Raw genomic sequence first — 26486 nt, forward strand, 5'->3', positions numbered from 1 at the left:
ACCCCCGCCGGACCGCTCGAGCGATCAGTTCGCCGGCGTGCGTCGGTGCTGTTTCCTGTCCGCATATCCGACTGCAGGAGAGTCACAATTGGACCCTAGCATCCTGAATAGGCTATTCCAACCCAGAGGGATTGCCTCTCTACACCTACCGAAGGCGTCGACGTGTAACCGGTGTCGTCACTCGCCGAGGAACTCCACGATGTCGCGCCCCAGCGCCGCTTGGTAGGCGCCGTGGATACCGTGCGATGCACCGGGGTAGATGCGAAGAGTGCCGTGTTTGACCAGGTCGATTGCCTTGGCCGCGGAATCGTGTATGGGCACGATCTGATCGTCGTCCCCATGAGCGATCAGGATTGGTACCTGAAGGTTCTGGAGATCCTCGGTGAAGTCGGTTTCGGAGAACTGGGCAACGCAGTCGTAGGCGGCAGAGAGTCCCGCCTGCATGCCCAGACGCCAGAATTCGTCGATGAGTCCCTTGGAGACGTCCGCCCCTTCGCGATTGAAGCCATAGAACGGCAGAGCAAGGTCTTGCCAGAAGGCTGAGCGGTCGGCGAGAACGTTGGCGCGGATGTCGTCGAATGCCTCGATCGGAGTGCCCTCGGGGTTCCGTTCGGAACGCACCATGACCGGCGGTACCGCTCCGACCGTGACAATCTTGCTGACCCGACCCTGACCGTGGCGGGCTGCATAACGCACGACCTCGCCCCCTCCGGTGGAATGCCCGACGAGTGAAATATCGGTCAGGTCCAGGGCATCGACGAGTCCGGCGAGGTCTGCGGCGTAGGTATCCATGTCGTTGCCGGTCCACGTCTGCTCGGATCTGCCGTGTCCGCGACGGTCATGAGCGATTGCGCAATAGCCATGGTCGGCAAGGAGTTTCATCTCGACGTCCCACGCGTCAGCGCTCAATGGCCATCCGTGGCTGAAGATCACCGGGCGGCCCGACCCCCATTTCTTGTAGAAGATCTGGGCGCCGTCGGCAGCGGTTATGAATGGCATCTGAGTCTCCCTCACGGATGGCGGCTTTGGGAGCGAACACGATTGGTGACGCCCCAAGACCGATTCTGTTCGGGCCTTCCTGCCTGCGGTATACGTTTGTTGACTGCACAGGGGTGTAATCGCGCTGATTTACCTAACCGAAAATGTGTTATCGACCGGTGAGCAGACCGAGCGCGCAGTACCAGACGGGTCCTGCGTTGACGCGCTTCGGATATCGCCGAAGCATCCGCTTGTAATACTCGTCAGGCCGGTCGACAGTTGCGAGCAGTTCGCGGGCAAAGACCAGGTAGTCGCGGGTCTCGTCGATGCATCGCGGATTGTCGTCGCTCCCTGGGGCCTTGTGGCCGGCGACGACGAAGGCCGGCTCGAGAGCGGCGATGGTGTCAAGTGCGGCGAGCCAGGAATCGAAGCCGCCGTCAGGTGTCTCCAGGACATACTGGTGGACGCCGTTGTAGACGGAGTCTCCGGCGAGTAACAGTCGCAGATCGGGCACCCAGAGCGCGGTCGTGTCTGCAGTGTCGGTGTGGCCGAGGTCGACCGGAATCAGGTCGTGACCTTCGAGTTGCAGTCCGTCGGTAGGGAACAACTGCGCGATGACGGGAGACGGCGGAATCAGACCACCGAACACGCGGTCCCACAACTGATCTCGCCCCTCTGTTGCTTCGCCGGGCATCCGCGATAAGGGGCCGGCAGTGGTGTACACCGGCACGTCGCCGAATTCGCGGAGAAGTTCGTGCACTCCGAGCCAGTGGTCGCCGTGCGCGTGGGTGATATAGACGGCGATGAGGTTTCGTCCCGAATCACGGATCCAGTCGCGAACCCGCTCAACTTGACCATAGGTGTACGGCGCGTCGACGAGAACTGCATCCGAACTGCCTTGCACGAGTGTGACTGAGAGTGGCGAGGAGACGATGGACTCCCCGCTCGGGAGGCGCATGTCCCCGGAACGTGGCGTGCCGTCGAGAACCAAAACGTCGTATGTCAGCTCTGGCATCGCTAACACTCCTTCTGTACTGCAATTCGTCGGTATTAGGAACTGTGTAGTCGGTCAGTCAGTCTGCGTACCAGGCTCTTTCGGAATATCGCGCGCCGGGATCACGAGATTGCCCACTGATACCTGTACCGGCTGATCATTCTGATTCAGCGTGACGGTACGAACCTTGGCGATGCCGATGAGTGGATTCGATCTCGATCGGCGGACCTCGAGGACTTCACTCGTGACTCGCAGTTCGTCGCCCGGACGCACCGGTAGCGGCCACTGCAGATCATCGAATCCGGCTCCGACGACTCCTCCGGAGGGCCGGAACTCGCTGTCGACGAGCAACCGCATGGTGACTGCGGCAGTGTGCCAGCCGCTGGCGGCCAGCGTCCCGAAGACGGAATCGGTCGCACCCGCGTTGCTGAGATGGAACGGTTGAGGATCGAACTCGGCAGCGAACCGCTGGATGTCCTCCGCGGTTATCTGGATCGTCGTTGTGCCGGAAAAGCTCTGGCCCGGCGTCAGGTCTTCGAGGAACAACGTTGGCATCGAGGATCCTTCCGTGTGTCGTTTCGTCGGTCATGCGTTGCAACTCATCGCGCAGACGTCAGCGAAAGACGGAACTGCGGGCGGCGCGGGTGACGTCGTCGGCAATCACTTCGGGTGCGCCGGATTCGATGGCGTCGACGATCTGACGGGCGACATCTGCAGGATCGTTCTTCGGGACGTCGAGGCCCGACACCATGTCTGTGTCGGTGTAGCCGAGATACACCCCCACGACGTTGATGTTCTGCGGTTCGAGCTCCAAGCGCAGTGAATTCGTCGCCGACCACAGTGCGGCTTTGGAGCAGCCGTACGCCCCGGAGCCGGGTATCCACGCGAGCACCGAGGCGACATTGACAATCGTGGCGGCTTCGTCGGCCGCTACGAGTTTCGGCACAAACCCACGAGTCACACGCAGCGGGCCGAAAAAGTTGGTCTCCATGGTGGCTTCGATGTCGTCGATCGGTGACCTCAGCAGCGACTGCCCGGCGAGTAGACCTGCATTGTTGACGATGATCGTGGCATCGGCCGCCGTGTCTGCCAGGGCCGATACCGACGATTCAACTGTGACGTCGAGTGCGACGTTGGCGATCCGTGCGTCGTCGCTTGCTTCCGGTGTCCGGCTGGTTGCGTACACCTTGGCCGCTCCGCGGGCGAGCAGTTCGTCGACGATGGCCTTACCCAATCCGCGTCGTCCACCTGTCACTACGGCAGTTGCTCCGCTCACCGTTGTTGTTGTCGCCACTTCAGTCTCGCTATCGCTCGGGGGTCTCCACGGACGAGCTTGATCCAAAGTACGTCGCGACAGGTATCCGTCAGATGACTGTGCGTCGGTCCGCCACAGTCATCTGACGGATACCCGTCGCCGCCAGTATGAGCAAGGGTGGGCACAGAGTCGTTGCAGACCTCGACCAGCTCTTGGGACCAACTGTTCGACCTGACACCTCGATGAAAGGACTCCGATTCTCATGCGCGCTATCAGCCAGGACAGGCTCGGCGGACCAGAAGTGCTTACCGAGGTCGATATCGACACCCCTACTCCAGGGCTCGGCCAGATCCTCGTTCGGGTGCACGCTGCGGGCGTGAACCCCGTCGATGCGATGAACCGCGAAACCGGCATGTTCGTCGGAAACCCGCCATTCGTCCTCGGCTGGGATGTGTCGGGGACGGTCGAAAAGGTCGGACTCGGGTCGACACTGTTTGCGCCCGGAGACGAAGTGGTCGGGCTATTGCCATTTCCGCAGGGGCACGGCGCGTACGCCGAGTACGTCGTCGCGCCCACCCGTGTCTTCGTGCCGAAGCCCGCGGCACTCGACCACGTGCACGCGGCGGCATTGCCACTGGCAGGACTCACCGCGTGGCAAGCGCTGGTCGAGACGGCACACGTGGGGCAGGGGAGCAGAGTCCTGATCACCGGCGCCGCAGGTGGAGTCGGGCACTTGGCAGTCCAGATCGCCAAGGCCCGCGGCGCCTACGTCTACGCAGTGGCAGGCGCGGCAAGCGCCGACTTTCTCACCGGGTTGGGCGTCGACGAGGTGATCGATTACACGACAACAGATTTCGTTGATGTCGTCACCGATCTGGATGTGGTTTTCGACGTCATCGGACACGACTATCCGAGCAAGGCTGTGCAGGCACTCAAGCCCGGCGGCATCCTCGTATCCACTCTTCCCCAGTCATTGCCCGACGTCGCGGAATCGGCTACCGGCAAGGGAATTCGATTGGCAGGCCTGTTCGTGGAGGCCGACCGGCTCGGTATGACCGAGTTGGCGAAACTGGTATCGGAAGCGCGGTTGCAGCCTGTGGTGGCAGCCACTTTCCCGTTGGCGGACGCCGGGCAGGCACAGGCCAGTAAGGCCGGACCCGGCAAGACCGTCCTCACCGTGGTCGAGGACGATTCCTGATCAATCCCAGGCCGCCATGTGAAGCGGTAAGAGAACACCTGGGTTGCATAAGCCAAGTTAGGGTGTGTGACAATCGACGCGTGCCAAGAACAGCGTGGACGGACGATGCGTGCCCGATAGCTCGCGCCATGGGGGTGTTGGGCGAGCGGTGGTCGGTGCTCATCATCCGAGAGGCCTTGCGGGGTAGAACGCGGTTCTCGGAGTTCCGATCAGAACTCGGGATCGCGCCCGACGTCCTCAGTGCGCGGTTGGCGTCGTTGGTTGCTGCAGGGGTATTCGAGCAGGTGGAGTATCAGGAAGTCGGTGACCGTCGTCGGCAGGCCTACGAGCTGACCGAGGCCGGCCACGCGCTGAGTACTGTCATGGCCTCGCTCGCGCAGTGGGGATACAGCTATCTACCTCGGGCCGCAGACAACGGGTACCGCTTTGTCGACTCGGCAACGCAGGAACCGGTGCTGGCCAGCTTGCGTCGTCGGGGCGGAGAAATTGCCGACCCCGCAGCTGTGGCTCTGGTGCGCAAGGGGCAGTAATTCGGGCTCCTTGGTTCCGCGTCAGCGAGGCGTGGGGCATACCGCTCTGAACTAACGGGAATAGATCGACGCCTACTGGGTTTTACCTGACATGTCAGCTAATCACCTATCGGCTCGCCAGCTCGACGTCTGGCAGCGCTTACAGACCGTGACCGAGACCCTGCGACGCGAGGTTGGTCGGGGACTGAAAGACGCTGGCCTCTCCGAGCAGGAATTCACCGTGTTGGCTCATCTCGTCGAGGCCGGCGGATCTGCGCGGCCGTCGGATTGCGCACGGGAGATGGGTTGGGACTCCAGCCGACTTGCACACCAACTCGGTCGGATGGAGAAACGGGGCCTGCTCGAGCGCGGACCGGAGATCGATGGTGATGGTCGCGCGTCGACGATCTCGCTGACCGATGACGGTCGCCGCGCCCACCGAAGGGCCGTCGGACCACATCTGCGGGCGGCCAAACAGTGGTTCGGTGATGCACTCACCGACGCGCAGCTGGCCGCGCTCGGAGACGCCCTGACCGCACTGGAAACCAACGCGGCGCGAGTCGCCGCCAACACGCAAGGAGCGCAAGCATGACCACTGCAGTACACCCGGCCTGGGAATTGACCACACCGGACCTTCAGGGAAAGACAGTCGTTGTCGTCGGCGGCTCCGGGGGCGTGGGCGAAGGCGTCGTTCGGACACTGCTCGACGATGGCGCGACGGTCATCGCGACCGGCCGTGATCGCGCCCGACTCGATGAGCTGCGGGCGAACGTCGTCGACGCGGAGACCGATCAGCGGCTGCACACCGAGATTCTGGACGCGTCAGCGCCCGATCTCGACGCGCAGATCGAGGCACTCGCCACAACCTATGGAACGTTCGACGGAGTCGTCGTCGCGGTCGCGTCGTGGGGGAATCAGGGGCGCAGACCCGCACTGTCCCTCAACGACGACGAGTGGCAACACCTGCTCGATGCCAATCTGACGACCGTCTTCCGGCTCTTTCGCGGCTTTCTGCCGCACACAGCGCGCACCGGAATGATCTTGCAGCTCAACGGAATGAGTGCCGACATCCCGTTCCCCGGAGCGGCCGGTGTCGCATTGAGTGCGGCGGCGTCGAAGTCGCTGACGCGGACGATCGCCGCGGAACTGGATGGTCGTGGCCCGCGGTTCTATCAGGTGATCTTGGGCGTCGTACGGACGCGTGCGCGGCAGCGTGCAGGCGTCGACGATCCGACGTGGCTCGAGGGCGAGGAGGTCGGCGCACATGTCGCGGCGTTGGTCGTCGGGACCAGCCCCCTCTCCGACACCACGGTGCACTACCTCACGGACAAGCGTGTCGGACCGGAGGCGCACTGATGGGCACGACCGATGAGCTTCGCATCATTACTCCCGGCGACCCCGGCTACGAAGATGTTCGGCACGTCTACTCGGCCACGGGCAGTCCGGCCCGTGTGCTTCTGCCGGTCGACGCAGACCAAACGGCTCGTGCATTGGAAATCGCTGTGGGGCGGGGTGATCCGTTCGCGATCCGCAGCGGTGGGCACGGGATCAGCAGCATCGCCACCAATGACGGAGGGACCGTCATCGATCTGCGGCACCTCGATCATGTGGAGCATGTGGGTTCGGCGACGGTGGCCATCGGAGCAGGTGCGCGGTGGGGCGCTGTCGCTCGCAGCCTCTACGGCTGGGGGCTGGCCCTGACTTCCGGAGACTCAGGCGATGTCGGTGTTGGTGGCCTGGCGACCACCGGCGGAATCGGACTGCTCGGACGAGCACAAGGGTTGACGATCGACCGCATACGCGCGGCCGAGATCGTCACCGCCGACGGGCGCATCATGCGGGTGTCGCACGACGAGCAGCCCGACCTGTTCTGGGCGATCCGCGGCGCAGGCGCCAACGTCGGGATCGTCACCCGATTCGAGTTCGAGGCCGGCACCACGCCCACGGTGGCGCGGGCGGCGCTGGCGTACGACATCTCCGACGTGGCAACGTTTCTCGCCGATTGGGGACGTGAGGTCGAGACCGCTCCTCGCGAAATCTCGGCGTTCCTGTACATCGGTGCCGGTGCGCGACCATTCGCGCAAGCGACGGTCGTCTACGCCGGCGACGACGCGGCGGCGGCGACCCGCGCGCTCACACCGTTCACGGAGTTGCCCGACATCGTCGGCGCACGAGCCGAATTGGTTCCCTACCCGGCCGTCCCGCTCACCTCCGGTGCGCCGCATGTCGGCCAGCAACCCGCTGTCATGCACACGGCACTCGTCGATCATCTCGACGATGATCTCGCTGCCGACATCGGCGAACTCCTCGCATCCAACGGTGCGCAGATGATCCAGATCCGTTCTGCGGGAGGGGCGATCAACGACGTGCCTGCAGATGCCACCGCGTATGCCCACCGCCACCAGAGCTTCTCGGTCACCGCTGTCGCCGACCACGCCACCCAGGCGTTCGACGACGCGTGGGAACCGATCCGCGCTCGCCGAGACGGCATCTACCTCAGTTTCGAGTCAAACCACCGGCCAGAAGACATCGACGCTGCGTTCCCCGCGCCGACCCTCGCGCGGCTGCGCACGATCAAGCATGAGTGGGATCCCGATGGCGTGTTCACCCAGAACTTCGACGCCACGGTTCGCTGAGAAGCCTTCTCGCGCAACAGGGACGCGCGGCGGTAACGGATCGGCGAGTCCGTTGAGCGGTTCGCCTGAGCGGTGGTCGAGGTGGACAGCCGTGCAGAAGTTTGGATTCGAGATGCGCAGGCCAACAGTAGGTTTTACCGCGACCGTCGAGTTTTACGCGCCTTCGCTTTTCCGCGTGTCGGTATCGTTCCGGCCGCTTCGCGAGATGCTCGCTTGGCGGCCGCCTTCTCTTTCGCCGACCGCCTCGGTGGCGGTTCGGACGTGCCACGCGACGATGTGGCCTTGCGTCCACGCACAATCCCGATGAACTCCGCCGCCAGATCCGAAGTGGGCTGCGGCCACAGCAGTCCGACGGTGCTTGTCGGGACGTCGGTGACCGGGCGATAGTCGAGGTCGCGGCGGTGGTGCAAACGCGCCAGCGATTGCGGCACCAGCACCACCCCCATCCCGCTGGCCACGAGTTCGATCGCGTCGGCGGTCGTCTCTGGCCGATGGTCCACGGCGTTACCGGGACGTTCGGTGACGACGAGCGGTTCATCGAGGGGCCAGAGCACGTTCTCGTCGGCAAGGTCGGCCCGCGACAACTCGTCACCTGCGGTGAGCACGTTGTCCTTGCCCATCACCGCCACCGTTGTTTCTTCGTACAGCGCGATGATGTGGTGCGGACCCAGTTCGGCATGGGAGAGCGCGTCGGGCAGCCTGGTGATCGCAATGTCGACGCTGCGGTCGATAAGCGCTGCGGCGGTGTCGGCGACCGCAATCGGTACAAGGTCGAGTCGAACGTCCGGGTGGCGCTCCCCGAAAATGCGGATCCACTTCCCCGGTGTGGCACCCGGCACAAATGCGAGCCGGAAGACCACAGCACTGGACTCATCGGGATCGACGGTCGAATTCACGCCCCGAGGCTACCGGGGATACGCTGCGAGTATGAGCTCGCAGTCCATGAAGCCGGCCACCGCCGCCAAGAAGCTCGACATCTACCTTCCCGCGACACCCGACGAGTTTCGCTCCGGAACGATAACCCGGGAACAGGTGTCGGCCTGGCAGGCCGATCCGCCGCAGTGGTTGCGCGATCTGCGTGCCAACGGACCGCACCCGAAGAATCTGGTAGCCGCCAAACTCGGGATCTCCAACTCCGGGCTGGTCCGGGGCGAGGTGACCGAGGCGTTGACGACCGAGCAGATCAACGCGTTGCTCGAAGAGATGCCAGACTGGCTTGCCGCCGAGCGCACCAAGCACGTCGAGGCCCTACGCGAGGAGCGTCGGATCAAATCCTTGCAAGCCGACCGTCGGCGCGAGCGTGAGGAGCCCAGCAGCGAGGTGTGAGCCTCCGCCGGTCCGGCCGACATACACCTGGTGGTTCTCCCGCAGATGCAACCGCGCGCAGGAATAGCCGCCGATACTCACGAGACGAAGCTAGGTACCTCTTGCCTTCAGCGCAGGGCCGAACGCACCGTTTGAGTATTCAGAGGTTCCCCGAATCGTGAGGGGTGGAACCCGCACGCTCACGTTAACTCGATCCGGGCGCCAATTTTTCCATCAGTAACCATCACGTAATAAATCGGGCGTGAACTGTCATCAGTCGGAACGTCAAGTATCCCAAGCCATCCGACCATCACTTCTTCGCCAGTGGGCAGTGTCGCCCGCACACCCCCATCACACGACGGCGGTCTCGCCCGTCTCATCGAGGAGTAACCCCATGGCCATGTTCGACGACACCATCACCGAGAACATTGCGAAGTCTCTTGCCGAGATTCCGCATCCCTCCCTGCCCAAGGGTTCGAATATCTACGGCGGCACCAAGATCTTCCCCGACTACCAGGCGGAGGAGGGCGAAACCTACTTCACGCTCGTCCACGGCATCGCGCACGAGTCCTCGGTATCGTTCGTCGCAGTGCTGCAGGCCACCCGCGCGCTACGCAAGGGCTTCGAGTCGGCTATCTACTTCTACGGTCCCGGAGCAATCAATTGCCTTGCCACACGCGGGTTTCCAAAGACCGGTGACTCCGGTTTCCCCGGCGAGCAGAACATCAACGACGCGTTGGAGACCTTCATCAAGGAGGGTGGAACCGTCTTTGCGTGTCGCTTCGGTCTCGCGCTGCACGGTGGTCGGGAAGAAGATCTGATCGAGGGCGTCATTCCGGCACATCCGCTCGACGTGCAGGACGCGCTGATTCACTACGCCCGCAAGGGTGCGATCATCAACTCCACCTACATGGTCTGATCGTCGAGATCCCCACTCCCCGAGAGATATTCACGTGACCACTATTGGTACAGTCGCCGCGAACTTCACGCGCGACCTTGAACAGAACTATCAGACAATCGCCGACTATGTGGCGCAGGCCCGCGCACGAGGTGTCGAGTTCCTGGTGTTTCCCGAGGCCGCGATCGGGGGATACCTCTCATCGCTCGGTAACCACGGCGACACCGTCAAGAACACCAAGCGATCGTTGCCGCCGGCCATCCGCCTCGACGGTCCCGAAATCGCACGCGTGCAGGAGATTGTCGGCGACATGGTGATCGCCATAGGCTTCTGCGAACTCGCTGAGGACGGCGTGACACGCTACAACGCGGCCGCAGTCCTCGACGGCGACCAGATCTACGGCAACTATCGCAAGGTGCACCAACCGCTTGGCGAAAACATGTCCTACTCGTCGGGTTCGGAGTACGGAGTCTTCGACACCCCTGTGGGGCGCGTCGGACTTCAAATCTGTTATGACAAAGCATTTCCCGAAGCCGCGCGCATCATGGCACTCAACGGTGCCGAGATCATCGCAAGTCTCTCGGCGTGGCCGGCGGCGCGTACCGCGACCGCGGAGAATCTGCAGGACGATCGTTGGACTTACCGGTTCAATCTCTTCGATACAGCCCGTGCCCTCGATAACCAGGTGTTCTGGGTTGCCGCAAACCAATCGGGAACGTTCGGTTCGTTGCGGTACGTCGGCAACGCCAAGATCGTCGATCCGGGCGGCAACATCCTCGACACCACGCTGCTCGAAAGCGGACTCGCCGTAGCCGACGTCGACATCGCCGGGACCTTCAGAGCGATGCGAGGCGGGATGTTCCACCTGCGAGATCGTCGTCCGGACGTCTACGGTGAACTCGTCGAGGTGGACCCGACCGGAACCGCGGGATGGCGGGACCTCGCTCATGCCTGAGATGACGTTCACCGTGAGGTGGCCCGATGGTGCTGTGCAGCAGTGCTATTCGCCGAGTCTCGTCATGCGCGACCACCTCAATGTCGGCAGTAGTTACACGGTGGCTGAATTCCGAACCCGTACCGAAGCCGCCCTCGGCGAAGCCGCTGAGCGCGTCCGCGCCAAGTATGGATTCGCTTGTACGTCTGCCGCTGCAACCGCTGAGGACATCAACAACACAGCCCGCCGATACGACGATGAGTCGACCGTCGAGGTTCTCGACATGCATCCGGCACTACCCACTTCCTGACCACATTCTGGAGACATCATGAGCGCACCAGCTCATTCCACACCCCACACCACCCACATCCCGGTGGCGATCATCGGCGGCGGACAAGCAGGCCTGTCGGTCAGCTGGTATCTCGGCCGCGCGGGTATCGAGCACACCGTGATCGAATCTCGGACCGCCGTCCATGCATGGCAGTCCAAGCGGTGGGACAACTTCACCCTCGTCACTCCGAACTGGCATTGCCGGCTTCCCGGCTACGCCTACGACGGCCCGGACCCCGACGGCTTCATGACCCGCGACGAAGTTGTCGAATGGCTGGCCGGATGGCGTGAAACCTTCACTGCCCCACTGCGAGAACACACCACGGTAACTCGCCTGCGAACTATCGGGGATACAGGCTTCGAGCTCACCCTCACCACCGAGGAATCTGTCGAATTGCTGACCTGTGACCAGGTCGTCGTCGCGACTGGCGGCTACCCGCTGCCGGTGGTGCCGTCGTTCGCGCCGTCGTTGGACGCTTCTGTAAAGCAGATCCACTCAGAGCAGTACTGCACACCTGATCAGCTGCCACCCGGCGCCGTTCTCGTCGTCGGTTCCGGACAATCCGGCGCACAAATCGCCGAAGACCTCCACCTCGCAGGCCGGCAGGTGCATCTAGCCATCGGCAACGCGCCGAGGGTTGCGCGCACGTACCGCGGCCGTGACTGCATGACCTGGTTGGCGGACATGGGCATCTATGACACACCGACCGAACAGTTCCCCGGAGGCAAAGCGGCACAGGAGAAGACAAATCACTACGTCACCGGCCGCGACGGCGGACGAGACGTCGATCTGCGGCAGTTCGCCGTCGAAGGGATGAAGCTCTACGGGCATCTGACCGACGGCAAGGACACTGTCTTGCGGTTCGCGCCGACGCTGACCGAATCACTCGATCAGGCCGACTCGGTGTACAACTCGATCTGCGCCGACATCGACCGCTACATCGAGAAAGCCGGAATCGACGCGCCTCCCGCCTCGCGCTACGAGCCCGTCTGGGAACCCGAAACCGAACCCTCCGCGGTCGACCTGGCTGCCGAGGGCATCACCAGCATCGTGTGGGCGATCGGGTACCGACCGGACTACCGCTGGATCGAGGCAAGCGCATTCGACGGTGCGGGCCGGCCGATGCAGACCCGCGGCATCACCCAGGTACCGGGACTGAGCTTCATCGGCCTCCCGTGGATGCATACCTGGGGCTCGGGACGGTTCCTCGGGATCGACCGCGACGCACGCCACATCGCTGAATCCGTCACCGGCACACTCGGTTTGCCCGGGCTCAGACTCGCCGTCGGCTAACCGGGACCACAGGTAACCGACATGACTGTGCAGTCGATCTCCTCGGTATTCGCTGATCGCGCCCGTACCTCGCCGGGCGAAGTCATGGTCATCGACGCCCACGGGCCTGTGACCGCCGGTGAGATTGACGTGCGGGCCAACCGGCTGGCCCACCTCTTGCAGCGCCATCACGTCGCCCACGACGATCTCGTTGAAGTGGCCTTACCCAACGGTGCCGCCTTCGTGGTTGCGTGCGTCGCGGTGTGGCGTGCGGGCGCCACGCCGATGCCGCTCGACCCGGCGATGCCCGCAGAAGAGCGGGAGATACTCGAACAGATCGCCCAGCCTCGAGTTGTCATCGGCGACAACGTATCTCCGCATACAGTCACGGTCGACGAGAACGATGCCCGCGAGCTGCCTGCAGACGCGATTCCCGATGTCTGGGCAAGTTCGTGGAAGGCGCCCGCATCCTCCGGGAGCACAGGACTCCCGAAGATCGTTCGTTCTATGACTCCCGCACTGGTTGACCCTGGTGCTCGAGTGGCGCCGTTCTTCCCCTGCGCGGCAACACAGTTGGTCACCTCTCCGCTGTGGCATTCGACCGCCTTCACCTACGCGTTCCGGGGCTTGACCGCCGGCCATCGCCTGATCATCGAACCGGACTTCGACGAGCGCCGATTCCTCGAACTGGTCGACAGACATTCGGTGACCTGGACAGTCCTCTCGCCTCCGTCGATCCGGCGGCTGGTCCGCCTACCGGAGGAGATACGTGCGGAACACGACATCACTTCGTTGGCATCGATTCTGCACATCGGCGGACGGTGTCCTGTGCCCGACAAGCGCGCACTGATCAAGTGGCTGGGCGCGCACCGCGTGATCGAGGTGTACGCGGGGAGCGAATCCAACGGCGTCACAATGGCGACAGGTCGCGAGTGGCTTGCGCACCCCGGCACTGTCGGTCGGCCGATCGGGGGCACCGAGATCGCTATCCGACGCGACGACGGCACCCGTGCGAACACCGGCGAAACGGGATTGATCTGGATGCGCCGCGGAGACAGACCGTCCTACAGCTACCTGGGTGCGCAGTCGCGCCGCGGCACAGATGGTTGGGATACCCTCGGCGACATCGGCTTTCTCGACGCCGACGACTATCTCTACGTGCTGGACCGAGCAGCCGACGTCATTCGTAGTGGAGACGCCGCGGTGTACCTGGCCGATATCGAGCAAGTCGTCGAACAATTGCCTTTCGTGCGCGGCGCGGTTGCGTTCGCCGATGTGGATTCGGCTGGCAGGCAACATCTCTCGGTCAGCGTCGACATCGCCGACAACGATGCGTTCCCAGCACTCATCGCAGATCATGTCCAACACCACTTTGGCTCCGACTGGCGTCCTGTGCGCGTCATCCTCACCACATCGCCACTCCGCAACGACGCGGGCAAGATTCGACGACGCGCGCTGACCGGCTGCGGCCAGCGCGCGTCGGCCTGACCCCTCGACACGAACGGAACCCACGATGACCGCATCCACCACAACATCCACCCGCGTCGACCTGGCGCTCCTCGGCATCCGGGGCACCCCACCGGTGAACCGCTCAGGCGGAGCCGGACCGACTGACGATGGTCACCTCGTCATCGACGGACTGCATGCGGCAATACCCCGAAATCCCAACAGCCCGTTCGTCTTCGACGGCGATCAAATCCTCTACGACGGAGTCGATTCCGGGCTAGACGTCGCAGTCATCGTCCGACCACGCTTCTATGACCTGCAGACCGAGGACGGCGTCGCCTACGACAAGATCGCCAAACTGCACGGACGTAACGTCTTGGCGACCACCGTGCTGCAGACCTGCATTCGTTACGGCGAAGACCAGCGGTGCCGCTTCTGCTCGATCGAGGAGTCGCTGCGATCCGGCGACACCGTCGCCGTCAAGAAGCCAGAGGACCTCGCCCGAGTGGCGCGAGCAGCAGTCGACCTCGATGGTGTGACGAACATGGTGATGACCACCGGAACATCGGCTGGCCGGGATCGCGGCGCACGGCACCTGGCGCGATGTGTCCGAGCGGTCAAAGCAGCGGTCCCCGAGCTACCAATTCAAGTGCAATGCGAGCCGCCGGCCGATCTGTCGACCATTAGTGACCTGCGTGCGGCCGGGGCCGACGCCATCGGCATCCACGTAGAGTCACTCGACGACGACGTCCGACGGCGCTGGATGCCGGGCAAGTCAACCGTGCCGCTCAGCGAGTACTGGGATGCCTGGCGTGAGGCCGTACGCGTCTTTGGACGCAACCAGGTCTCGACGTACCTGCTCGTCGGGCTCGGCGAAGATGTGGACGAGATGATCTCGGGGGCAAAGGAACTCGCCGACGCCGGAATCTATCCCTTCATCGTCCCGTTCCGCCCCCATCAGGGGACACTTGCCGTCGACATCGACGGAGCGACCGCCCCCGAGCCGCGTATCGTCGAGCAGGTCAGCCGAGAAGTCGCTGCGCACCTGCAACTGATCGGGATGGCCGGGGCTGACCAACGAGCGGGCTGCGCGGCATGCGGTGCCTGCAGCATTCTGCAGAGCGTAGGGGCATGAGATGCTCGACGGCCGCACCACGCCCACCCAGTCCGTACGCCCAGCCGCAACAGAATTGTCGATTCTTGCCGGCTCTCCCCGAGTCTCAGCACCACCGTTTCTCATCCGGGTCGCCGAGACGAACTCCGAGATCGGCGACTATCGACGATTGCGCCACTCCGAGTTCGTCGAGCAGCAGGGGCTGTTCACGCACTCCGATCACGATGACTGCGACGACGATCCACGCACCACGATCCTGATCGCAGTCTCCGCAGACAACGCTGTCCTGGGCGGTGTCCGGGTGTCGCCGTGTACCTCGATCGACATCGGCTGGTGGTCGGGGAGTCGGCTGGTTGTCGCGGACAGCGCACACGCGGCCGGCATCGGTGCCGCACTGATCACGGCCGCCTGTGCCTTGGTCGAGAGCCGCGACGTTCTGCGTTTCGATGCCACCGTCCAGGACCGCTACAGCCGGCTGTTTGCCTCGCTGGGTTGGGAGGACCACGGTGCCGGTCCCACCATCAACGGCCGGGCACACCGCCACAAGTCGTGGCCGATCGGCCGAATCCAAGGCCAGGTCGATTCCACCAAAGCGGTTCTCGCCCAATCACTTCGTCCCTTCGTTGAGCAGGAAGGCGGTCTCGGCCCCGCGGGATTCCGTGGCGACGACGCAGTCCCCGTACCGGACAGCGACATACTTGCCGCCTGCGACGCGATCGTCCCGTCGATGGTCGAGCGTGACCCCGAATGGGCGGGGTGGTGCTCGGTCCTGGTCAACATCAACGACCTTTCGGCCATGGGTGCTCATGCTGTCGGCATGCTCGACGCGGTCGGCGCGCCAACCGTTGCGCATCTGAATCGGATCGTGCGAGGCATCTCGGCAGCGGCACACGCCTGGCGAACCCCGATTCTGGGCGGCCACACTCAGGTCGGTGTACCCGCGGCGCTCTCGCTGACTGCGATGGGTCGCACAGAATCCCCGGTCGCCGCTGGCGGTGGACGGGTCGGCGACCACGTGTCGCTGCTCGCCGATCTCGGAGGCTCTTGGCGCCCAAGCTATTTCGGGCAACAGTGGGATTCGACGAGCTCGCGAACAGCACATGAGCTCGGTGAGATGGCATCCGCCGTGGCTCAGCTGCGACCCGCCGCCGCCAAGGACGTCAGCATGGCCGGACTGGTCGGAACGTTGGGAATGCTGGCCGAGGCGTCGGGCACCGGGGCCGAACTCGACGTGGCCGCGATCCCGCGACCGGCCGACGCCGCAATGGGTGCCTGGCTCACCTGCTTCCCGGGTTACGCGATGCTGATGGCCGACCGCAGTCCGATCACTCGGGCGCACGGGCCTGCCGTCGCGGCCGGCTGCGGTCGCCTCACCGAAACGACAGGAATCCGGCTGAAATGGCCCGACGGTCGTCGCACCGAAGCGATCGCCTCTGCTGTGACGGGACTGGGTCGAGCATGAGAAAGCCGTCGAATGTGCACCGGCGCACCTCGTGTGACGTGAGTAAAGTGCGCTGACATGGGAACCGTCACGATCGGCGCGCTCGCGGGCCACTTCGGCCGCGACGTTGATCGAGGTGTGTCCAAGGCAGTCGGCATTATCGAGGCGGCCGCGCGTGACGGAGTCGATCTGCTCGTCTTTCCCGACGCTGCACTCGGCGGCTATATCGGCGATCTGCGATCCCCGGATCTCGACGACCTACCGCCGGCACTGGACCCTGACGGACCGGAGCTGGCTGCCATCGCCGAGGCCGCCCGCGACATGACCGTGTGTATCGGGTACACCGAGCGCGATGGCGACGTCCACTACAACGCGGCGGCGTGCTTGACCGGTGACGGCGTGCTGGGCTGGCATCGCAAAGTGCATCAGCCCGCCGGTGAATCGAAGGCGTATGCGGCTGGTGACAGGTTCTCCACTTTCTCCACACCGGTCGGACGCATCGGCATGTTGATCGACTACGACAAGACATTCCCCGAGTCGGCCCGAAAGCTCGCGCTCGACGGCGCCGGGATCATCGCGTCTCTCTCGGCGTGGCCGGCCAGCGTCACCGACCGCGCAGCTCGGCTGCCCGCTGACCGGCAGTCTCGGCTGTTCGATCTCTACGACTGCGCTCGCGCCGCGGAGAACCAGGTATTCATGGTGTCCTCCAACCTCACCGGGGTGACCGGGTCGCTGCAATTCCTCGGACAGGCCAAGGTCGTCGGTCCCGGTGGCGACATCCTGGCGACCACGCGATCCAAGGGTGGACTGGCCAAGGTCGAGGTCGACGTGGAGGCCGACATCGCTCGTGCCCGCAGAGTCCTCAACCATCTGTCCGAACTCCGGCCGGACATCTATTCCGCGTCGAGTGCGGAGTCTCGCTGAATGCGCATCGCACTGTTGACCTACTCGACCAAACCGCGCGGTGGAGTCGTGCATACCCTCAACCTCGCGGAATCTCTGGTCGAGCAAGGTGTCGAAGTCGATGTGTGGAGTCTTGCGCGAGGGGGCGACTCGGGGTTCTTCCGCAGCGTCGACGCCGCAGTCACCCAACACCTGGTCCCGTTCGACGACATTCCCGACGAGACGGTCACCGATCGCATCCTGCGATCGATCGATGCGATCCGAAATGCGTTCGACCCCAGCGACTATGACATTGTGCATGCTCAGGACTGCATCAGCGCGAACGCGGTCGGAACATGCATCCGCACGATTCACCACCTCGACCAATTCACCACGCCGGTGCTCGTCGAATGCCACGAGAAGGCTGTGGTGAACCCCTACGCCCGCATCTGCGTGTCGCAGGCCGTCGCCAAGGAGGTCAACGACGGATGGGGTTTCACTCCAACCGTCATTCCCAACGGCGTCGACTATGAACGCTTCGCAGCGGCCGCCGAGCACAGCCGCTCGGCCGTTGTCGCACGAGAGCAGTGGCAAACGAAATTGGGTAGCTACATCCTGGCGGTCGGGGGCATCGAACCGCGCAAGGGGAGTATCGATCTTCTCGAGGCGTACGCGCTGCTCCGTCACGACCACCCCGACCTATCGCTGGTATTCGCCGGTGGCGAAACGCTTTTCGACTATCGCGGCTATCGTGCCGAGTTCGACCGCCGCCAAGCCGAGCTCGGCGTGACACCGATAGTCCTCGGGGCCGTCGACGAGCACGTGCTCCCCTCACTCGTCGCGGCATGTGACGCTTTCGCGTTTCCGTCCGTGAAGGAGGGCTTTGGTCTCGCAGCGATGGAGGCCTTGGCAGCCGGCCGACCGGTGACCGTGCGTGAACTACCCATCCTGCGTGAGGTTTTCGGTGACGTCGTCACCTATGCGACCGATCCGAGGTCATTGGCCATGCACCTTGGCGCCGCGCTCAACGGACATCATCCCGACGTCGACGCGGGTCGGCGCCTCGCGCGCGGATTGACGTGGGACGCCGCGGCGCGCGCCCACCTTCGGTTCTACGAGAAACACCCCTACCCCCGGGCCGCTGCCTGACCGATACGTGCGGAGCCCACCCCTGATGGCTGGAGCTATTCACTCCCGATCCGACCCCTCGCCAAGCTTCGACGCCGAGTTCGCGTACCCGACAAGCGCTTCGGTGGTGCGCTCGATATGTGCGACGAGCGCGGCGGCGGCGCCGTCGGCGTCGCGGGCGAGGGTCAGATCGGCGATCTGCTGGTGCTCGGCGGCGGCGTCGCGATGATCGTCGTGGGCGAGCGCCCTCGACCAGTGGATGTAAAGATCCGAGCAGTCCCGCAATCCGTCGGCTATTGCGGTGAGACGTGTACTGGTTCCTCCGGCGAGCAACGCGTGATGGAATTGCCGATGGGCAACTGACCACTGCGGGTTGATGATTCCGTCCGCATCGGTCAACGGCGTGCGCTGAAGTCGGTGATGTCCGCCCAGCACGTCGGTTTCCCAGTTCAGGTCGCCGTCGGCGATAGATTCCCGCAACGCCATCGCCTCGATGAGGGTGCGCGCACGAGTCAGATCGAGCAGTGCATCGACAGAAAGGTCGGCGACGGTGAACCCGCGCTGCGGCATCGCGACGACGAGCCCCCGCTCGGCAAGTCGAGTCAACGCCTCGCGCAGCACGCTCGGACTCACGCCATAGCGCGTGGCGGTCTCACTGATGTGCACCTTCGATCCCGGCGGCAGGTCGCCGCGCAGCAACTCGTCGCGAAGTCTGTCGTGGACTGTCGCGGCGAGCGTCGCCTTCTCGGGACTCAGGGTCATGAACCGAGGGTATCCGACAAACCGACACTCAGCCGATGTTCGGCATGAATATCTTTTTTTACTTGCTTTGCCGACGGAGATGCCTGCATACTGGCATCGAGCTAGTGAGCCAGCTCACGTTTGAAACCAAGAATGGCGTGGGCTGCAGTACACGAGACCTGACTAAGGACGAAGCGAATGAGAATCAGCAATCTCGGCGGGCGGTTGGCGCTGCTCACCGATACGGGTGCGGTCGACGTCGAGAAGGCCAGCGCAGGACAGTTCGGCGCCGACCCGACGGCCGTCTACGCGAAGTGGGACGAGTTCGTGGCGTGGGCTCGAAGTGCCGACCTGCCGGCAGGCACGTCATATGACGACGCCGATCTGGGGGCGCCGGTGCCCGAGCCCGCGCAGATCTTCGCGATCGGCCTCAACTATCGAGACCACGCCGTCGAATCCGGGCTGGACTTCCCCGCCGAACCACCCGTCTTCACCAAGTTCCGCACCTCGCTGGCCGGCCCGGTCGGCGACCTGGAGTTGCCCACCGACACCGTCGACTGGGAAGCCGAACTGGTCGTCGTCATCGGTCGCGCCGCACGCGATGTGTCTGCGGAGAACGCGTGGGACCACGTCGCCGGACTCACCGTCGGACAAGACTTTTCCGAACGGACCCGCCAATTGGTCCCTCCGGCACCGCAGTTCAGCCTCGGCAAGTCATTCCCCGGCTTCTCGCCGATCGGCCCGGCCGTGGTCACACTCGACGAGTTCGCCGATCCCGCCGACCTCGAGATCAGTTGCACCGTCGACGGAGAGACGATGCAGCACGGTCGAACGAGTGAACTGATCTTCTCGATTCCCGTTCTGATCGAACGACTCTCGGCGGTTCTGCCGCTCCTGCCCGGCGACCTGATCTTCACCGGAACGCCCAGCGGCGTCGGCGGTGGACGCAGCCCGAAACGGTTCCTTCGCGTAGGCGAGGAAATCGTCACGCGCATAGAGGGAATCGGGGAGCTGCGCCAGAAATGCGTCCCCGGCAAGCGACACACGACGGCGTTCGCGTAGCCAGCGGAGAAAGGAAAGCACATGCCTCTGCACAGACTGACCACCATTACGATCGGCGTCCCGGACGTCGACGCCGCCGCGGCGTACTACACCGAGTTCGGCCTCACCCCGCTGGGCGACAACGCCTTTGCCACCTCGGACGGCGGCGAACAGTTCCGTCTCACACATTCGACGCAGCGTCGACTCGTCGAAATCGGTGTTGGCGTCGACGATCCCGACGACCTCGACCGCGTTCAACGGCAACTCGACGCGCTGAGTCTGGACACCGAGCGGTCCGACGGCTCACTCACCGCAACCGAGCCCATCGCCGGGTTCAGGGCCGTCGTGTCCATCGCGCCGCGCATCGAGCAGAAGATCGTCGACCCGACGCCCTACAACGGTCCCGGCCGTGTCGACCGACCCGACAGTCGCGCACCCGGAATCGAGCGGCAGGGCCAGGTGGTCCCGCACAAGCTCGGACACGTCGTCATCGGGTCCACCGATCAGGCAGCCACCCAGAAGTTCTTCACCGACGGCCTCGGCTTCAAGATCAGCGACACCGTGCCCTCGATGGCCGCATTCATGCGATGCTCGACAGACCACCACAACGTGCTCGTCCAGCAGGCGCCGCTGAACTTCTTGCATCATACCTCGTGGCAGGTCGACGACATCGACGAAATCGGCCGTGGCGCAATGGCAATGCTCGAAGGCAATCCGGAACGCCACGTCTGGGGACTCGGCCGCCACCACATCGGGTCGAACTTCTTCTGGTATTTGAAAGACCCGGCAGGGAACTTCTCCGAGTACTACTCCGACATCGACTGCATCGTCGACGACGCGCTCTGGAAGCCAGGCGTGTGGGAGGGCGCCAGAAGCCTGTTCAACTGGGGTCCGCCGCCACCGCCGTCGTTCCTCATGCCAGAAGACCTCGCCGCCCTGATGACCGGCTCCCACAGCTCCGAGTAGGCGCTCTACCACTGCGTTCACGGCGCTGAGCCGAAAGAAGAAGCGCCGGCCGAGAAGACTGATCCGAGAAGGAAATCCGCACATGTTCACCATCGACCGGTTCGCCAAGACCGTTGGTGTCGCCCCCGGCGACTACGACGCCCTGCACCGATTCTCCGTCGACGAGCCAGACCGGTTCTGGGGTGCGGTGTGGGACTTCTTCGACCTCGGCGAGCGCACGGGACCCGTGTTGGCTTCCCGCACGATGCCTGGTGCGCAATGGTTTCCGGAAGTGCACCTGAACTATGTCGACCGGGTGATGCGGTGGTCGTCGTTGCCAGGAGACGCCATCGTCGGAGTGTCCGACGACGGCAATCGGGTGGCCATCCCCTGGTCGGAGCTTCCGGCGCGGGTCTCTGCAACGGCAGAACTACTGCGGGAGAACGGCGTTGGCGTCGGCGATACCGTTGCCGCCTACCTTCCCGACGAACCGGTCGCGGTGATCGCGTTTCTGGCCACCGCATCGCTCGGCGCGATCTGGTCGGGCTGCGGTCAGGACTACGCACCCGAGGGCGCGGCAAGTCGCCTGGCACAGTTGAAGCCCAAGGTTCTGTTTGCGAGCGACGGATACCACTTCGGTGACAAGCAGGTGGATAAGCGCGCCGACACTGCCGAACTGGCTGGGTTGCTTGATATTCCGTTTAGCCACGTGATCACGGAGCTACCCGAACCCACCAATGACACTCCCGCGCTGGCACCGGTGCAAGTGCCGTTCGATCACCCGCTGTGGGTGCTGTTCAGTTCGGGCACAACGGGAAAGCCCAAGGGGATCGTGCACGGACACGGGGGCATCGTCGTCGAGCACGTCAAAGTACTGGGACTGCACAACGAGATCGGTCCGAGTGACGTGTTCTTCTGGCACACCGCACTCTCGTGGATGATGTGGAACTTCCAGGGCGCTGGCCTTCTTATGGGAGCTACGATCGTCACGTTCTCCGGACATCCGTTGGCGCCCAACGCCGATAGGCTCTGGCAGATCTGCGACGACAACCAGGTCACGTTCTTCGGTACCAGTCCCGGGCAACTTCAGGCGTCGCGCAAGGCCGGACTCGAGCCGGGGCGTGATCACGACTTATCGCTCCGCGCGATCGGCAGCACGGGATCACCACTGGCCCCCGACCTGTTCACCTGGGTCGACGAGCACGTGGCCGCCGGCCTGCCCGTGAGCTCGACCTCCGGCGGTACCGACGTGTGCAGCGCGTTCTGCGGTGGCACGCCATCGGTGCCGTACGTACCCGGCGAGTTGACGGTGCGCTACCTCGGATGCGCTCTCGAATCGTGGGCTCCCGACCGCACGCCCCTGATCGGCGAGGTCGGCGAGATGGTCATCACCGAGCCCATGCCGTCGATGCCGATCTCCTTCTGGAACGACCCCGACGACGCAAAGTATCGAGCCGCCTACTTTGACCACGAGTGGGCAGATGGCGTCGCCCCAAACGCGTGGCGGCACGGAGACTGGCTCGAGGTCACCGACCGCGGCTCGGTCATCATCCACGGACGCAGCGACGCGACGTTGAACCGCAACGGTATTCGTATGGGGTCGGCCGACATCTACGAGGTGGTCGAAGCCATCCCCGACGTCGCCGAGGCGATGGTCGTCGGCGTCGACGGACCGAACGCGACGTACTGGATGCCCATGTTCCTCACACTGATGCCGGGTGTAAGCCTGACCGACGAGTTGGTGACAACCATCCGCGACTCGGTGCGAGTTCGGTTGTCGCCACGGCATGTTCCCGACGAGGTGATCGAAGCTCCCGGCATCCCACACACCCGCACCGGAAAGAAGCTCGAGGTTCCGGTGACCGCGATGCTCGCCGGACGGCAGGTCAGCATCGACGCCAAGTCCGTCGACAACCCCGACCTTCTGGCCTGGTACCAGCGAGTCGGCGATCAGCACACCTGGTGATCCAAGCCCACCTCAGCAAGCCCACATAAACCACGACAGTTTCAGTAGCAAGGAAATGAAATGTCAGACAACAGTTCAGAGCGGAACCACGTCGGACGAACAAGCGACGTCCTCATCGTCGGAGCAGGTCCGGTGGGACTCACCACGGCGCTGTACCTGGCCCAATATGGTTGGCAGGTAACCGTTCTGGAACGTTGGCCAGCACCGTACGCACAGCCTCGTGCTGTCCACTACGACGACGAGATCGCGCGCCTACTTGCACGCGCAGGACTCCGGGACCGCCTCGGCGAGTTCTCCGAGGCGGCCGATACCTACGAGTGGCAGAACGCCGACCGCAACACCCTGCTGTGCTTCGACTGGAGCGGCACGGGTGAGTCGGGATGGCCACGCGCCTCGATGTTCAACCAGCCGTCGCTCGAGGCTGAACTCGTCGCAGCGGCAGAGGCGTCGGAGAACATCACCATTCGACGCGGGCACGAGGCCGTCGAGCTGACGCAATCCGACGACTCGGTGGTTGTCACCGCCCACGGACCGACCCTCAAACTGGCCAAATTCACCGCCTCCTACGTGATCGGCTGCGATGGTGCCAATAGCTTTGTGCGCGCACACATGCCGACGCAGATGACCGATCTCGGCTTCTTCTTCGACTGGCTGATCGTCGACGTCCTACCCCACGACGAGCGCGAGTGGAATCCGATCAATCTCCAGATCTGCGATCCAGCGCGACCGACAACCGCGGTATCGGGCGGTCCCGGTCGTCGTCGTTGGGAGTTCATGCGCATGCCCGGCGAGACCATTGAGGACCTCAACACCGAGGAAACGGCGTGGGAGTTGCTCACGCCGTGGGGTCTGAACCGCGGCAACTCCACCCTCGAGCGACACGCCGTCTACACCTTCCAGGCGCGCTGGGCAGACGAATGGCGCTCCGGGCGAATGCTTCTCGCCGGCGATGCGGCCCATCAGATGCCTCCCTTCGCAGGGCAGGGCATGTGCTCCGGCATCCGCGACGCCGCGAACCTCAGCTTCAAGCTCGACCTCGTCCTGCGCGGACTCGCCGACGACGCGCTTCTCGACACCTACGGCGTCGAACGCTCGCGACACGTCCGTCACGCGATCGACCTCTCCATCGAGTTGGGCAAGGTCATCTGCGTCACCGACCCGGCCGCGGTTGCCGAACGCGACACCTTCATGCTCAGCCAGGGCGGCGACCCCGACAAGATCCTGCCGCCGCTACCACCGGCGACGCTGACCGACGGCCTGCTGTACCGGCTGCCGGACGGAACGCCCGGACCTGGAGCAGGCAACCTCTCACCGCAGGGCCGCCTGACCTACCGCGGTGCCACCGGACTGCTCGACGACGTCGTCGGAATCGGTTTCGTCCTCGCCTCGACGATCAATGCGCGCGAACTCCTCACCGACGACCAGCGCGCGCTTCTCGACAGGCTCGGCGCGAAGTTCGTGCGGTTCGTCGCGACAGAAGCCGACGTCGAATCCGATGACGACGCAGTCGATCTCGACGGAACATACCTACCGCACATGACGGAGACCGGTCACGTCGCAGCGCTCGTCCGACCCGACCACTACCTCTTCGGAGTCGCGCGCAGCGGAGACGAGATCGGACTCGTCGTCGACGCTCTTCGTGATCAGTTGGGTTCGACGGTCGGTTTGCTGTCGGAGCTATGAGCCCTTCGTCTGCCGCGTACTTTGCCGGTTTTGCCGTGCGGTGCAAACCGCCTCGGTCGACACGTTAGGATTCCTCGTGGATGCGGGTCGGCTGACTCGCGAATCGACTGAACTACTGACGGGCGGCGATCACCATCCCTACACATACGGGTAAGCAGGCCGTCCAAGAAGCGACGGATTCAGGTTGGTTTGAGGCGCTTGCGCGCGGCGGGCATGTGGTGAGCGGTCTGCTGCACCTGCTGATCGCGTACATCGTGCTGAGGCTGGCGTTCGGCGATGCGGGCAATGCAGACCAGTCGGGGGCGCTCGGAATCTTTGCGTCGTCAACCGGCGGTCGAATTGCCTTGTGGCTCGCGGTGATCGCCTTCGTGGCGATGGCTCTGTGGCGTATCGCCGAAGTCATCATCGGTCCGCACCCGGCCAATCCGAAGGCCGACGACGATGACGGCTGGCTCGATCGCGCCAAGGCGGGTGCGCTCGCTGTCGTCTATTTCGCATTCGCCTGGACGGCAGCACAATTCGCGATGGGGCACGGGCAGTCGAGTGGCCAGCAGAACGCCGGCATGAGCGCGAAATTGATGGGCTCGGGCTTCGGGAAGTTCGTGCTCGTCGTAGCAGGCATCGTCATCATTGCTGTTGGCGCCTACCACATCTACAAGGGCGTCACGAGGTCGTTCTTCGACGATCTGACCATCGACAGCAATCCTGTCGTGAATGCCACTGGCATCGTGGGTTATACGGCGAAAGGCCTTGTCCTTGTCGGAGCGGGAGTTCTGGTGATCGTCGCGGCGATCACGGCCGACCCGTCGAAAGCCACTGGCGTCGATGGTGCGGTGAAAACCGTTGCGGGATGGCCTGCCGGGCAGTTCTTCCTCGTGCTGGCGGCGATAGGCCTTGCGGCGTATGGCATCTACTGCTTCGTCATGGCGCGGTACGCGCGCATGTAGCTGGGCGGTACGCGCGCATGTGACTTGCGGTACGCGCGTATGTCATGGCCCAGCCCCGACCTCCCGCAGGGGAGGCCGGGGCTCGGCGTCGGCGGTGCTATCGCGGAGTGTTGGCGCGAATGCTGTTGATGATCTTGAGGAGTTCGCCGCGCTTGGACGGCGGACCGTCGAACTGGGCGAAGGCGACGCCGTGCTCGCCGTCTGCGGTGTGGAACACGTGGGCAACTGCGACGCGGACCTTGCGAACGCCGTTGAGGGTGCCGGATTGCTCTGCGTACCAGGTGGTTTCGTCGACAGCTCGCCACGCTTCACGGTCGACACGCAGCTGCGAGGTGGCGCGCTTGACGTCGGTTGTGGTGCACCGCGACTCCGCGCACTTCTGGTAGGCGACCAAGCCTCCGGCCGCGGTCGTCTTCGTGGTGCCCTCCTCGAAACATGTTGCTTCGCCGTTGGCCGAGACAACTGACGATCCTGCGCCGCACGACCAGTCGCCGGGAATGCCGAAGGTGTACTCGATGCCTGCGAAGTCGTTGGAGATGACGTACGGACGATCCGACGGGCTGAAGTTGCTGCCCTTGACCGGGCCCGCACCGCCGTCGACGCCGCGCATCGGCGCTGACGGGTAACGCCCACCGGTATCGGCGTGGGCGGTTGCCGCGACCCCGGCGGTGGCGAGGAGTGCCGCGATACCTGCGAGCAGGGCAAGAATGGTGCGTCGGATGGCTGTTGTGTGGGGCGGGGTGGTCTTCACGTCTGGGGTCCTCTCGGGTGGCTTCTCGTAAGCAAGTACCGATTGGATGCGGCCGGACCCGGAGAATGTTCCGGCCGGGTTTGCGACACCT

The 26486-nt window shown here is 64.1% G+C and carries 27 protein-coding genes; 20 read left to right on the plus strand and 7 right to left on the minus strand.

Annotated features, from left to right (window positions below; all coding sequences use genetic code 11):
- Nucleotides 1-177 precede the first annotated feature (177 nt).
- The 4 genes from A5788_RS16395 to A5788_RS16410 form a co-directional block, all read right to left on the minus strand.
- Nucleotides 178-999, minus strand: a complete 822-nt coding sequence (locus A5788_RS16395) for an alpha/beta fold hydrolase (RefSeq protein ID WP_064868730.1) — start codon at nucleotides 997-999, stop codon at nucleotides 178-180.
- A 148-nt stretch (nucleotides 1000-1147) separates the two neighbouring features.
- Complete coding sequence (locus tag A5788_RS16400) at nucleotides 1148-1993, minus strand: MBL fold metallo-hydrolase (protein WP_064868727.1); 846 nt, start codon at nucleotides 1991-1993, stop codon at nucleotides 1148-1150.
- A 54-nt stretch (nucleotides 1994-2047) separates the two neighbouring features.
- Nucleotides 2048-2527 (minus strand): MaoC family dehydratase, encoded by a 480-nt coding sequence (locus A5788_RS16405; RefSeq protein ID WP_064868724.1) that lies wholly within the window; start codon nucleotides 2525-2527, stop codon nucleotides 2048-2050.
- A 58-nt stretch (nucleotides 2528-2585) separates the two neighbouring features.
- On the minus strand, nucleotides 2586-3248 hold the full coding sequence (locus A5788_RS16410) for an SDR family oxidoreductase (RefSeq protein ID WP_064868721.1): 663 nt from the start codon (nucleotides 3246-3248) through the stop codon (nucleotides 2586-2588).
- 241 nt (nucleotides 3249-3489) lie between these two features.
- Here A5788_RS16410 and A5788_RS16415 point away from each other — a divergent pair, with 241 nt between their 5' ends.
- The 5 genes from A5788_RS16415 (at nucleotide 3490) to A5788_RS16435 (ending at nucleotide 7570) form a co-directional block, all read left to right on the plus strand.
- Nucleotides 3490-4425 (plus strand): NADP-dependent oxidoreductase, encoded by a 936-nt coding sequence (locus A5788_RS16415; protein WP_064868718.1) that lies wholly within the window; start codon nucleotides 3490-3492, stop codon nucleotides 4423-4425.
- An 80-nt stretch (nucleotides 4426-4505) separates the two neighbouring features.
- Nucleotides 4506-4955, plus strand: coding sequence for a winged helix-turn-helix transcriptional regulator (locus A5788_RS16420; protein WP_231894350.1), 450 nt, complete (start codon nucleotides 4506-4508; stop codon nucleotides 4953-4955).
- Between the two features lie 91 nt (nucleotides 4956-5046).
- A complete protein-coding gene (locus A5788_RS16425; RefSeq protein ID WP_064868712.1) occupies nucleotides 5047-5526 on the plus strand; it encodes a MarR family winged helix-turn-helix transcriptional regulator in 480 nt (159 codons plus the stop codon).
- The gene (locus tag A5788_RS16430) at nucleotides 5523-6290 is read left to right on the plus strand and encodes an SDR family NAD(P)-dependent oxidoreductase (protein WP_064868709.1); all 768 of its coding nucleotides are present in this window, start codon (nucleotides 5523-5525) and stop codon (nucleotides 6288-6290) included. Before A5788_RS16425 ends, A5788_RS16430 begins: the two co-directional genes overlap by 4 nt.
- Nucleotides 6290-7570, plus strand: coding sequence for an FAD-binding oxidoreductase (locus A5788_RS16435; RefSeq protein ID WP_064868707.1), 1281 nt, complete (start codon nucleotides 6290-6292; stop codon nucleotides 7568-7570). The genes A5788_RS16430 and A5788_RS16435 overlap by 1 nt, the downstream gene beginning before the upstream one ends.
- A gap of 134 nt (nucleotides 7571-7704) precedes the next feature.
- Here A5788_RS16435 and A5788_RS16440 read toward each other — a convergent pair whose 3' ends face one another.
- On the minus strand, nucleotides 7705-8466 hold the full coding sequence (locus tag A5788_RS16440; RefSeq protein ID WP_064868704.1) for a LysR substrate-binding domain-containing protein: 762 nt from the start codon (nucleotides 8464-8466) through the stop codon (nucleotides 7705-7707).
- A 46-nt stretch (nucleotides 8467-8512) separates the two neighbouring features.
- Here A5788_RS16440 and A5788_RS16445 point away from each other — a divergent pair, with 46 nt between their 5' ends.
- From A5788_RS16445 to A5788_RS16490, 10 genes are all read left to right on the plus strand, one after another.
- Nucleotides 8513-8896: a DUF5997 family protein gene (locus tag A5788_RS16445; RefSeq protein WP_064868813.1), complete on the plus strand. Its 384-nt coding sequence runs from the start codon at nucleotides 8513-8515 to the stop codon at nucleotides 8894-8896.
- 373 nt (nucleotides 8897-9269) lie between these two features.
- The gene (locus tag A5788_RS16450; RefSeq protein ID WP_005203430.1) at nucleotides 9270-9794 is read left to right on the plus strand and encodes an MSMEG_0572/Sll0783 family nitrogen starvation response protein; all 525 of its coding nucleotides are present in this window, start codon (nucleotides 9270-9272) and stop codon (nucleotides 9792-9794) included.
- 34 nt (nucleotides 9795-9828) lie between these two features.
- Nucleotides 9829-10728, plus strand: a complete 900-nt coding sequence (locus A5788_RS16455) for a carbon-nitrogen hydrolase family protein (RefSeq protein WP_049699300.1) — start codon at nucleotides 9829-9831, stop codon at nucleotides 10726-10728.
- Nucleotides 10721-11017, plus strand: a complete 297-nt coding sequence (locus A5788_RS16460; protein ID WP_064868701.1) for an MSMEG_0570 family nitrogen starvation response protein — start codon at nucleotides 10721-10723, stop codon at nucleotides 11015-11017. The genes A5788_RS16455 and A5788_RS16460 overlap by 8 nt, the downstream gene beginning before the upstream one ends.
- Before the next feature lie 18 nt (nucleotides 11018-11035).
- On the plus strand, nucleotides 11036-12331 hold the full coding sequence (locus A5788_RS16465; RefSeq protein ID WP_064868698.1) for an MSMEG_0569 family flavin-dependent oxidoreductase: 1296 nt from the start codon (nucleotides 11036-11038) through the stop codon (nucleotides 12329-12331).
- A gap of 21 nt (nucleotides 12332-12352) precedes the next feature.
- A complete protein-coding gene (locus A5788_RS16470; RefSeq protein WP_064868695.1) occupies nucleotides 12353-13798 on the plus strand; it encodes an AMP-binding protein in 1446 nt (481 codons plus the stop codon).
- 25 nt (nucleotides 13799-13823) lie between these two features.
- On the plus strand, nucleotides 13824-14891 hold the full coding sequence (locus A5788_RS16475; protein ID WP_064868692.1) for an MSMEG_0568 family radical SAM protein: 1068 nt from the start codon (nucleotides 13824-13826) through the stop codon (nucleotides 14889-14891).
- Between the two features lies 1 nt (nucleotide 14892).
- Nucleotides 14893-16332 carry an MSMEG_0567/sll0787 family protein gene (locus A5788_RS16480; RefSeq protein ID WP_064868690.1) on the plus strand — a complete coding sequence of 480 codons (1440 nt, stop codon included), beginning with the start codon at nucleotides 14893-14895 and terminating at the stop codon, nucleotides 16330-16332.
- Nucleotides 16333-16389: 57 nt separating this feature from the next.
- Nucleotides 16390-17235 carry a carbon-nitrogen hydrolase family protein gene (locus tag A5788_RS16485; RefSeq protein WP_005203415.1) on the plus strand — a complete coding sequence of 282 codons (846 nt, stop codon included), beginning with the start codon at nucleotides 16390-16392 and terminating at the stop codon, nucleotides 17233-17235.
- On the plus strand, nucleotides 17236-18342 hold the full coding sequence (locus A5788_RS16490) for an MSMEG_0565 family glycosyltransferase (RefSeq protein WP_064868686.1): 1107 nt from the start codon (nucleotides 17236-17238) through the stop codon (nucleotides 18340-18342).
- 39 nt (nucleotides 18343-18381) lie between these two features.
- Here A5788_RS16490 and A5788_RS16495 read toward each other — a convergent pair whose 3' ends face one another.
- The gene (locus A5788_RS16495; protein WP_064868683.1) at nucleotides 18382-19083 is read right to left on the minus strand and encodes a GntR family transcriptional regulator; all 702 of its coding nucleotides are present in this window, start codon (nucleotides 19081-19083) and stop codon (nucleotides 18382-18384) included.
- 177 nt (nucleotides 19084-19260) lie between these two features.
- Here A5788_RS16495 and A5788_RS16500 point away from each other — a divergent pair, with 177 nt between their 5' ends.
- The 5 genes from A5788_RS16500 (at nucleotide 19261) to A5788_RS16520 (ending at nucleotide 25644) form a co-directional block, all read left to right on the plus strand.
- Nucleotides 19261-20124, plus strand: coding sequence for a fumarylacetoacetate hydrolase family protein (locus tag A5788_RS16500; protein WP_049699474.1), 864 nt, complete (start codon nucleotides 19261-19263; stop codon nucleotides 20122-20124).
- 21 nt (nucleotides 20125-20145) lie between these two features.
- On the plus strand, nucleotides 20146-21069 hold the full coding sequence (locus tag A5788_RS16505; RefSeq protein WP_064868680.1) for a VOC family protein: 924 nt from the start codon (nucleotides 20146-20148) through the stop codon (nucleotides 21067-21069).
- 82 nt (nucleotides 21070-21151) lie between these two features.
- Nucleotides 21152-23014: an acetoacetate--CoA ligase gene (locus tag A5788_RS16510; RefSeq protein WP_064868676.1), complete on the plus strand. Its 1863-nt coding sequence runs from the start codon at nucleotides 21152-21154 to the stop codon at nucleotides 23012-23014.
- 60 nt (nucleotides 23015-23074) lie between these two features.
- Nucleotides 23075-24697, plus strand: a complete 1623-nt coding sequence (gene mhpA / locus A5788_RS16515) for a bifunctional 3-(3-hydroxy-phenyl)propionate/3-hydroxycinnamic acid hydroxylase MhpA (RefSeq protein WP_064868673.1) — start codon at nucleotides 23075-23077, stop codon at nucleotides 24695-24697.
- Between the two features lie 215 nt (nucleotides 24698-24912).
- Nucleotides 24913-25644 (plus strand): DUF1206 domain-containing protein, encoded by a 732-nt coding sequence (locus A5788_RS16520; RefSeq protein WP_064868670.1) that lies wholly within the window; start codon nucleotides 24913-24915, stop codon nucleotides 25642-25644.
- Between the two features lie 97 nt (nucleotides 25645-25741).
- Here the strand turns inward: A5788_RS16520 and A5788_RS16525 are convergent, their stop codons facing one another.
- Nucleotides 25742-26395 carry a hypothetical protein gene (locus A5788_RS16525; protein ID WP_064868667.1) on the minus strand — a complete coding sequence of 218 codons (654 nt, stop codon included), beginning with the start codon at nucleotides 26393-26395 and terminating at the stop codon, nucleotides 25742-25744.
- Nucleotides 26396-26486: the final 91 nt, after the last annotated feature.

Source organism: Gordonia sp. 852002-50816_SCH5313054-c (assembly GCF_001665925.1).
Taxonomy (GTDB): domain Bacteria; phylum Actinomycetota; class Actinomycetes; order Mycobacteriales; family Mycobacteriaceae; genus Gordonia; species Gordonia jacobaea.

Coding starts and splice junctions, on each gene's coding strand:
- A5788_RS16490 (WP_064868686.1), top strand. CDS start 17,236: ATGCGCATCGCACTGTTGACCTACTCGACCAAACCGCGCGGTGGAGTC.
- A5788_RS16460 (WP_064868701.1), top strand. CDS start 10,721: ATGCCTGAGATGACGTTCACCGTGAGGTGGCCCGATGGTGCTGTGCAG.
- A5788_RS16465 (WP_064868698.1), top strand. CDS start 11,036: ATGAGCGCACCAGCTCATTCCACACCCCACACCACCCACATCCCGGTG.
- A5788_RS16470 (WP_064868695.1), top strand. CDS start 12,353: ATGACTGTGCAGTCGATCTCCTCGGTATTCGCTGATCGCGCCCGTACC.
- mhpA (WP_064868673.1), top strand. CDS start 23,075: ATGTCAGACAACAGTTCAGAGCGGAACCACGTCGGACGAACAAGCGAC.
- A5788_RS16495 (WP_064868683.1), bottom strand. CDS start 19,083: ATGACCCTGAGTCCCGAGAAGGCGACGCTCGCCGCGACAGTCCACGAC.
- A5788_RS16510 (WP_064868676.1), top strand. CDS start 21,152: ATGTTCACCATCGACCGGTTCGCCAAGACCGTTGGTGTCGCCCCCGGC.
- A5788_RS16400 (WP_064868727.1), bottom strand. CDS start 1,993: ATGCCAGAGCTGACATACGACGTTTTGGTTCTCGACGGCACGCCACGT.
- A5788_RS16405 (WP_064868724.1), bottom strand. CDS start 2,527: ATGCCAACGTTGTTCCTCGAAGACCTGACGCCGGGCCAGAGCTTTTCC.
- A5788_RS16485 (WP_005203415.1), top strand. CDS start 16,390: ATGGGAACCGTCACGATCGGCGCGCTCGCGGGCCACTTCGGCCGCGAC.
- A5788_RS16425 (WP_064868712.1), top strand. CDS start 5,047: ATGTCAGCTAATCACCTATCGGCTCGCCAGCTCGACGTCTGGCAGCGC.
- A5788_RS16445 (WP_064868813.1), top strand. CDS start 8,513: ATGAAGCCGGCCACCGCCGCCAAGAAGCTCGACATCTACCTTCCCGCG.
- A5788_RS16415 (WP_064868718.1), top strand. CDS start 3,490: ATGCGCGCTATCAGCCAGGACAGGCTCGGCGGACCAGAAGTGCTTACC.
- A5788_RS16395 (WP_064868730.1), bottom strand. CDS start 999: ATGCCATTCATAACCGCTGCCGACGGCGCCCAGATCTTCTACAAGAAA.
- A5788_RS16450 (WP_005203430.1), top strand. CDS start 9,270: ATGGCCATGTTCGACGACACCATCACCGAGAACATTGCGAAGTCTCTT.
- A5788_RS16480 (WP_064868690.1), top strand. CDS start 14,893: ATGCTCGACGGCCGCACCACGCCCACCCAGTCCGTACGCCCAGCCGCA.
- A5788_RS16505 (WP_064868680.1), top strand. CDS start 20,146: ATGCCTCTGCACAGACTGACCACCATTACGATCGGCGTCCCGGACGTC.
- A5788_RS16475 (WP_064868692.1), top strand. CDS start 13,824: ATGACCGCATCCACCACAACATCCACCCGCGTCGACCTGGCGCTCCTC.
- A5788_RS16430 (WP_064868709.1), top strand. CDS start 5,523: ATGACCACTGCAGTACACCCGGCCTGGGAATTGACCACACCGGACCTT.
- A5788_RS16435 (WP_064868707.1), top strand. CDS start 6,290: ATGGGCACGACCGATGAGCTTCGCATCATTACTCCCGGCGACCCCGGC.
- A5788_RS16500 (WP_049699474.1), top strand. CDS start 19,261: ATGAGAATCAGCAATCTCGGCGGGCGGTTGGCGCTGCTCACCGATACG.